Source organism: Methanospirillum sp. (assembly GCF_028679455.1).
Classification (GTDB): domain Archaea; phylum Halobacteriota; class Methanomicrobia; order Methanomicrobiales; family Methanospirillaceae; genus Methanospirillum.
In genome coordinates this window covers 1-5,435 of sequence record NZ_JAJRBM010000019.1, presented here as the reverse complement: position 1 = coordinate 5,435, position 5,435 = coordinate 1, and the positions used below count along the sequence as shown (strand labels likewise).

At 44.8% G+C, this 5,435-nt stretch carries 6 protein-coding genes; 3 read left to right on the top strand and 3 right to left on the bottom strand.

Annotated features, from left to right (window positions below; translation table 11 throughout):
- Window positions 1–120: 120 nt before the first annotated feature.
- Window positions 121–687 (bottom strand): DJ-1/PfpI family protein, encoded by a 567-nt coding sequence (locus LUQ50_RS00560; protein WP_300034579.1) that lies wholly within the window; start codon window positions 685–687, stop codon window positions 121–123.
- A 94-nt stretch (window positions 688–781) separates the two neighbouring features.
- Between LUQ50_RS00560 and LUQ50_RS00555 the strand changes: the two genes are divergently transcribed.
- Together LUQ50_RS00555 and LUQ50_RS00550 are read left to right on the top strand one after the other, a co-directional pair.
- Window positions 782–1,744 carry an EF-Tu/IF-2/RF-3 family GTPase gene (locus tag LUQ50_RS00555; RefSeq protein ID WP_367278924.1) on the top strand — a complete coding sequence of 321 codons (963 nt, stop codon included), beginning with the start codon at window positions 782–784 and terminating at the stop codon, window positions 1,742–1,744.
- 51 nt (window positions 1,745–1,795) lie between these two features.
- The gene (locus LUQ50_RS00550) at window positions 1,796–3,688 is read left to right on the top strand and encodes a YgiQ family radical SAM protein (RefSeq protein ID WP_300034576.1); all 1,893 of its coding nucleotides are present in this window, start codon (window positions 1,796–1,798) and stop codon (window positions 3,686–3,688) included.
- Here LUQ50_RS00550 and LUQ50_RS00545 read toward each other — a convergent pair.
- Window positions 3,682–4,131: a carboxymuconolactone decarboxylase family protein gene (locus LUQ50_RS00545; RefSeq protein ID WP_300034574.1), complete on the bottom strand. Its 450-nt coding sequence runs from the start codon at window positions 4,129–4,131 to the stop codon at window positions 3,682–3,684. The genes LUQ50_RS00550 and LUQ50_RS00545 overlap by 7 nt on opposite strands.
- Before the next feature lie 128 nt (window positions 4,132–4,259).
- On the opposite strand from LUQ50_RS00545, the gene LUQ50_RS00540 reads away from it, so the two are divergent.
- Window positions 4,260–5,120 (top strand): hypothetical protein, encoded by an 861-nt coding sequence (locus LUQ50_RS00540; protein ID WP_300034571.1) that lies wholly within the window; start codon window positions 4,260–4,262, stop codon window positions 5,118–5,120.
- Between the two features lie 24 nt (window positions 5,121–5,144).
- Here LUQ50_RS00540 and LUQ50_RS00535 read toward each other — a convergent pair.
- Window positions 5,145–5,435, bottom strand: a 291-nt coding sequence (locus LUQ50_RS00535) for a PEGA domain-containing protein (RefSeq protein WP_300034568.1), incomplete at its 5' end; no start/stop codon positions are given.

Here is a 5,435-nt window from a genome sequence, read left to right as displayed (position 1 = left end):
GAATGTTGGACAGTAGAGACAATGAAGATATCTTTTCGTGAGGGATACAGAAAAAACGATTAAAGAGGAGAGATAAAGCACGTTGTAGATAAAAAAAGATTATGAAGATACCAATCAGAATTAAAACGAAAAGCCTGCCTTACTTTTGGTAGCTACAAACTCAGGATTCCCACTCTTATACTCAACAATCAGTTTTGCAAATTCCTTAGCCACTTCATGGCCATTTGCAGTGATTATTTTATCCATATATACGATCGGTTTATTCACAATTATCGCATCATCAATCATCATCTCACGAATAGTCTGACCCGGAACTACGGTGGCCTCCTTCTTTTTGAGAAGCCCTGCCTTTGCGATGACAATAGGAGCATTGTCAATTCCCGCAACTACTTTTCCTTTGGAATTGAATATCCGCGCGAGTTCGTGAAGATGCGTATTATTCCACAGATGAACCATTGTGCCTGGCCCACCTATGATCATCAGGGCATAGTAGTCATCAGATCCTTTGAGAAGGATATCTTCAAAGGTGCGGTTCACCTTTGCTTTTTTACCCAAAACTCCCATCACTACGCCGACATGAGTTGAGGCTAGTTCAAACTTAACCCCTGCCTCCTGAAAAACGGTTACCGGTTCTAGGAGTTCTTCATCCCGGAACTTCTCAGGAGGAATTGCGATGAGTACCTTCATGTTACTAACCATTTTTCAGCAGAATTATTAACTGTATTGATATCAGACAGGCAAATTCATCGAACCTATCAAATTCATACAAAGCCCTTACCTAATGATGCCAAATTTAAATATCATAATTATCGGGCCTGAGGATTTTGGAAAAGAGATCGGGAAAAAAGGAACATCAACGGATATCACATTCTACAATCTCAAGAAAGGAGAAGCAACCCTTACGTTGATAGAACCAACACGGTATCCCGAAAAACTCTCATCACTATACTATGCTGCATCTCTCGCAGATATGGCAGTTATCGTAATTGATAAGATCACTGCACAACTCGGGGAATGTATTCTGGAATTAAACTGTGCTCAGGTTTCACAAGGATATCTCATTCTCAGAAACTACCTGGACACAAGTCAGATAGCACCCTTGATTAAGGGGACGGTGATTGAGCAGTATAAGATAATTCCTGATGATCTCAATGTTCTTCGCGAAGCACTTCTGGAAGATGCAACAGCCCTTTCTGTTGACCAGACAGAAAAGCCGGGGATTATTCCTATCGATCATCATTTCAATGTGAAGGGTATCGGAACAGTAATTTTAGGTTGTGTCAGAGCGGGAACCGTGCATAAACATGACCAGATCACGGTACATCCCCTTGGAAAAACAATACAGGTTCGATCGATTCAAAAACACGATGATGATGTAAGCGAGGCTTATCCAGGAGATCGGGTAGGATTGGCACTCAAAGGAATTGAAGCAGATGATCTGGACAGGGGATATGTGCTCACCTCAGCATCTGACATTCGGAGCCAGTGTGAAGTAACCGGTACAGTGCATATCATCCCATATTGGCCAGAGCCACTGAAAGAACAGATGATACTCTATGCAGGACACTGGATGCAGTTCCTCCCGTGCAGGATCCAGAAGATTACCGAGAACGGTGATTGGCGGTCAGCAGAGATAACCCTCTCCTTTGAGAAAGAACTGATATTCCAATCAGGATCTTTAGTTATCCTGCACTATCTTGAAGGAGAAAAACTCAGGATTGTTGGAACAATCCAACTTCCATGAGTAGTAGAGTGGAAGTAATAGGTATCTGAAGTGCCTGATCAGGAGAACAGAATGAATCATCTCCCTCAACCAGAATTTCTTCCCGTTTCCAAAGAAGAACTTGAAGATATCGGGATTGATCGCCCGGATATTATTCTGGTATCAGGTGATGCATACCTTGATCATCCGGCATCAGCAACTGCCCTGTTAGGCAGAACTCTCTGGGACGCTGGATATACAGTGGGGGTAATTCCCCAGCCAGATGTAAAAAACATCAAATCATTGATGGTTTTTGGATCCCCCAGACTCTTTTTTTCAATATCAGGTGGTTCTATGGACTCAATGGTGGCCCATTATACACCTGCACGAAAAAAGCGTAGTGAGGATGCATTTTCAGAAGGAGGACACCCGTCACGCCCTGACCGTGCAACACTGGTATATACTGATCTTGTTCATCGGATTTATCAGGATGCACCTATTGTTATCGGTGGAGTAGAGGCATCCCTGCGTCGGTTTGCCCATTATGATTACTGGTCGGATCGTATCCGTCAGTCGATACTTGCTGATGCCCCTGCTGATATTCTGATTTTTGGAATGGGGGAACAACAGATTATTACACTTGCTGAATGTGCAGATGCAGGGAGAAACCTTAAGGACATACATTCAATTGCTGGAATATGCTGGAAAACCTCCCCTAAGAACTGGGCAGACCAGAACACTGAGATAAATAGTGGTGTTATTGAGATCCCTTCCTTTTCCGAGGTGAATGATGATCCCTCACTGTTTGTGAAGAGTACCAATCTCATTGCAGACAATCAGAATCCATTTAATAACTGCTTCCTTCTTCAACGTCATCCCAAGACCCTCATTATCCAAAACCCACCTGCATTACCCCTCTCAACTGAAAACCTGGATAGAATCTATGATCTCCCATATAAGAGACGTGCACACCCCCGATACCGTGAGCCGATTCCTGCTCTGGAATCAATCAGATTTTCAATCACTTCACATCGTGGATGTTATGGCAATTGCTCATTCTGCGCTCTTGCACTCCATCAGGGAAAGATAATTCAGAGCAGAAGTACTGAGTCAGTACTAAGGGAGGTACAACGGATAGCATTAATGCCTGAGTTCAGAGGAACAATATCAGACATCGGGGGTCCAAGCGCCAATATGTATGGAGATATGTGCGAGCGTTGGAAAACAAAGGGAACCTGTACTGACCGTGAATGTATTTCCTGCAGAATACGGAGTTCAGGATTTTCAGAGTACCTCTCTCTGCTTGATGATGCTCAGGCAGTCCAGGGTGTGAAACACGTCTTCATTGGATCCGGACTCAGATATGATCTGATCCCAAAAGGGGGAGAGACTATGTCCCATCTCTGTGCCCATGTTTCAGGTCAGTTAAAGATCGCCCCAGAACATATCAGCCCGGGAGTAACCTCCAGGATGAATAAACCAAGCCAGGATATATTTGATTCATTCAGAGAGCAATTTGAAGGAGTTCAGAAGGGTAGAAACCCAAAACAGTACCTGATCCCATACCTGATGTCAGGACACCCGGGATGTACCATCAAGGATATGATTTTTCTTGCAGAATACCTGCGTGATAACCGTCTCTATACCGAGCAGGTTCAGGATTTCACCCCCACACCGATGACCATATCCACATGTATGTATGCCACCGGCATTGATCCACGCACTCATGAACACGTGCATGTACCAAAGAATGAAGAAAAAAGGGTCCAGCGGGCTTTGCTATCATGGCGAGAGCCTGCAAACCACAGTCTCGTAATGGAAGGGCTGAAACAGGCAGGACGTGATGACCTTATCGGGAGCGGAACAACGTGTCTGATTTCAAGAAGCGGACACAACCAAAATTGCACAGGAAAAGAAAGAACAAGAGCGAAAAAGAAAGGGAAGGTTATCGGAACCTTCGCCAGACATCACATGAACGATCACTGATCATCTCCTGGGATTTTCATGCCACAGGCGGTGCATTCTTCGATACTCTCAGCATAGGTCCGGTATGCATCCGCAAGCACAGTTGACTGTGATGTTAGCCCTGCAATAAGGATTGATTCAAGAATTTCATCTTTTGTCGCTCCTTTCCGAATCGCTGCCTGCACATGATAATCAGTACAATGGTTACAGCGAAGTGCCGAAGAGACAGCAATACTAATTAATTCAACATACTTCGGTTCAAGGGTGCTGGTTTTGAGCACTGCTGTTTTGTATAGAAGATGGGAGATAAGAACTTCCGGTCTTTCTGCCATTCGTTCAAAGATAAGCGGAATCCGTCCATTTTCTGCCAGGATGGCTTCCATCCAGGCCTGTGAAGTTTCTGCTGCCCCATGCTCAAGTATTTCCTTAATAATCTGTTCGTATCCGTCGGTAGGTTTTCCCATCAGTATATCCTCCCGGTGCTACCGGTCTGTAATGAAGTATCAGTATCACAAATATCTGAACGTATGGAACCAGAGACCTGCACTCCCACAACAATCTACAAATAGAGTACATTCATCTCTTGTACACGATGAACAGATATCAGGCCATACTAGTCGTAGGTATTCTTGCAGGTTTGTTGCTGACCGCGGGATGCACCGATCAGGGAGCAGTCAAAAAGGAGCAGATCCAACCATCAACCCCTGCGCCCACACCGGTAAAAACCGAATCTCCAACTCCCAGTACACCAGAACCGACCCAGAAGGCATCTCCTTCCCTGTTTGATGGTAAGGTTACCGAACCACCCGCTGAACTAGCGGTATCAGTTTCTGCACAAAAGGATCCAGTGTACTCAAACATTACCATTACCTTTGACGGTGGAAAAGGACAGGATCTCATCCAATTGATTCAGGTACGAACAACACTCGAAACCGGTGAAGTCATCGAACAACAACTTGGGAAAAAGAAGGGAGATGAGATTGCCATAACTGGAACAAGAGGATTGGATCGGGTACAGGTTATGGTCTCCTATATGAACGGAAACTCATATCTTGTCATGGATAGGGTAGTAGGGCAGGACCGTGCCGGTCTGGAAATGCCTACTCAGGTTCAGGAGTCTGCAATTAATGCCAGCCAGGAGGGACTCTATCCCGGACCAGTCACCCAACCACCAAACAGTCTTTCTGTCTCGGTAGATGTCAGTAAAGAGCCGATATATCGGGTAATAACTGGAACTTTTAGAGGGGGACACGGCCAGTCATTAGTCAGTAAAATTGAGATGCGTGCAGTTCTTGGGACTGGGGAGTCGGTAATTAATCAGATCTCAAATAATATTGGTGCCACTGGAGAAATGCAGGGGTCTGACGGAATCGACCATGTTCAGGTGATTGTGTCATTTAAAAATGGTGAAACATATAAAATTCTTGAAAAAACATTAGGGCCCAGAGGCTAATGTTTTCACAGGGTTTTAAAATAATTAATCCATTTTTGTGATCAGATAACAGGCTCCGATCAGGCCGGCTATCACCATAATCGGGGAGAGGCCTGCCTGTGTGGGAGTTGGCACCGGAGTGGTTGGAACAGGAGTAGAAGTCACAGGAGGTAACGGTTGAAGGTTTATTGAAACCGGCATCCGCTGACCAGATCCCAGAGTAATCTGACTTTGTGCTTTTTGATATCCAGGAAGATTAAACTCAAGAAGAGAGATTTCATTTTCAAGGTCCGCCGTAGTGAGCGGAGTGATGCCATAGAGGGCTCCATTAATAAT

What these genes read in the sequence shown, in the direction of transcription:
- LUQ50_RS00540 (WP_300034571.1), top strand. Translation starts at nt 4,260, where the DNA reads ATGAACAGATATCAGGCCATACTAGTCGTAGGTATTCTTGCAGGTTTG.
- LUQ50_RS00555 (WP_367278924.1), top strand. Translation starts at nt 782, where the DNA reads ATGATGCCAAATTTAAATATCATAATTATCGGGCCTGAGGATTTTGGA.
- LUQ50_RS00550 (WP_300034576.1), top strand. Translation starts at nt 1,796, where the DNA reads ATGAATCATCTCCCTCAACCAGAATTTCTTCCCGTTTCCAAAGAAGAA.
- LUQ50_RS00545 (WP_300034574.1), bottom strand. Translation starts at nt 4,131, where the DNA reads ATGGGAAAACCTACCGACGGATACGAACAGATTATTAAGGAAATACTT.
- LUQ50_RS00560 (WP_300034579.1), bottom strand. Translation starts at nt 687, where the DNA reads ATGAAGGTACTCATCGCAATTCCTCCTGAGAAGTTCCGGGATGAAGAA.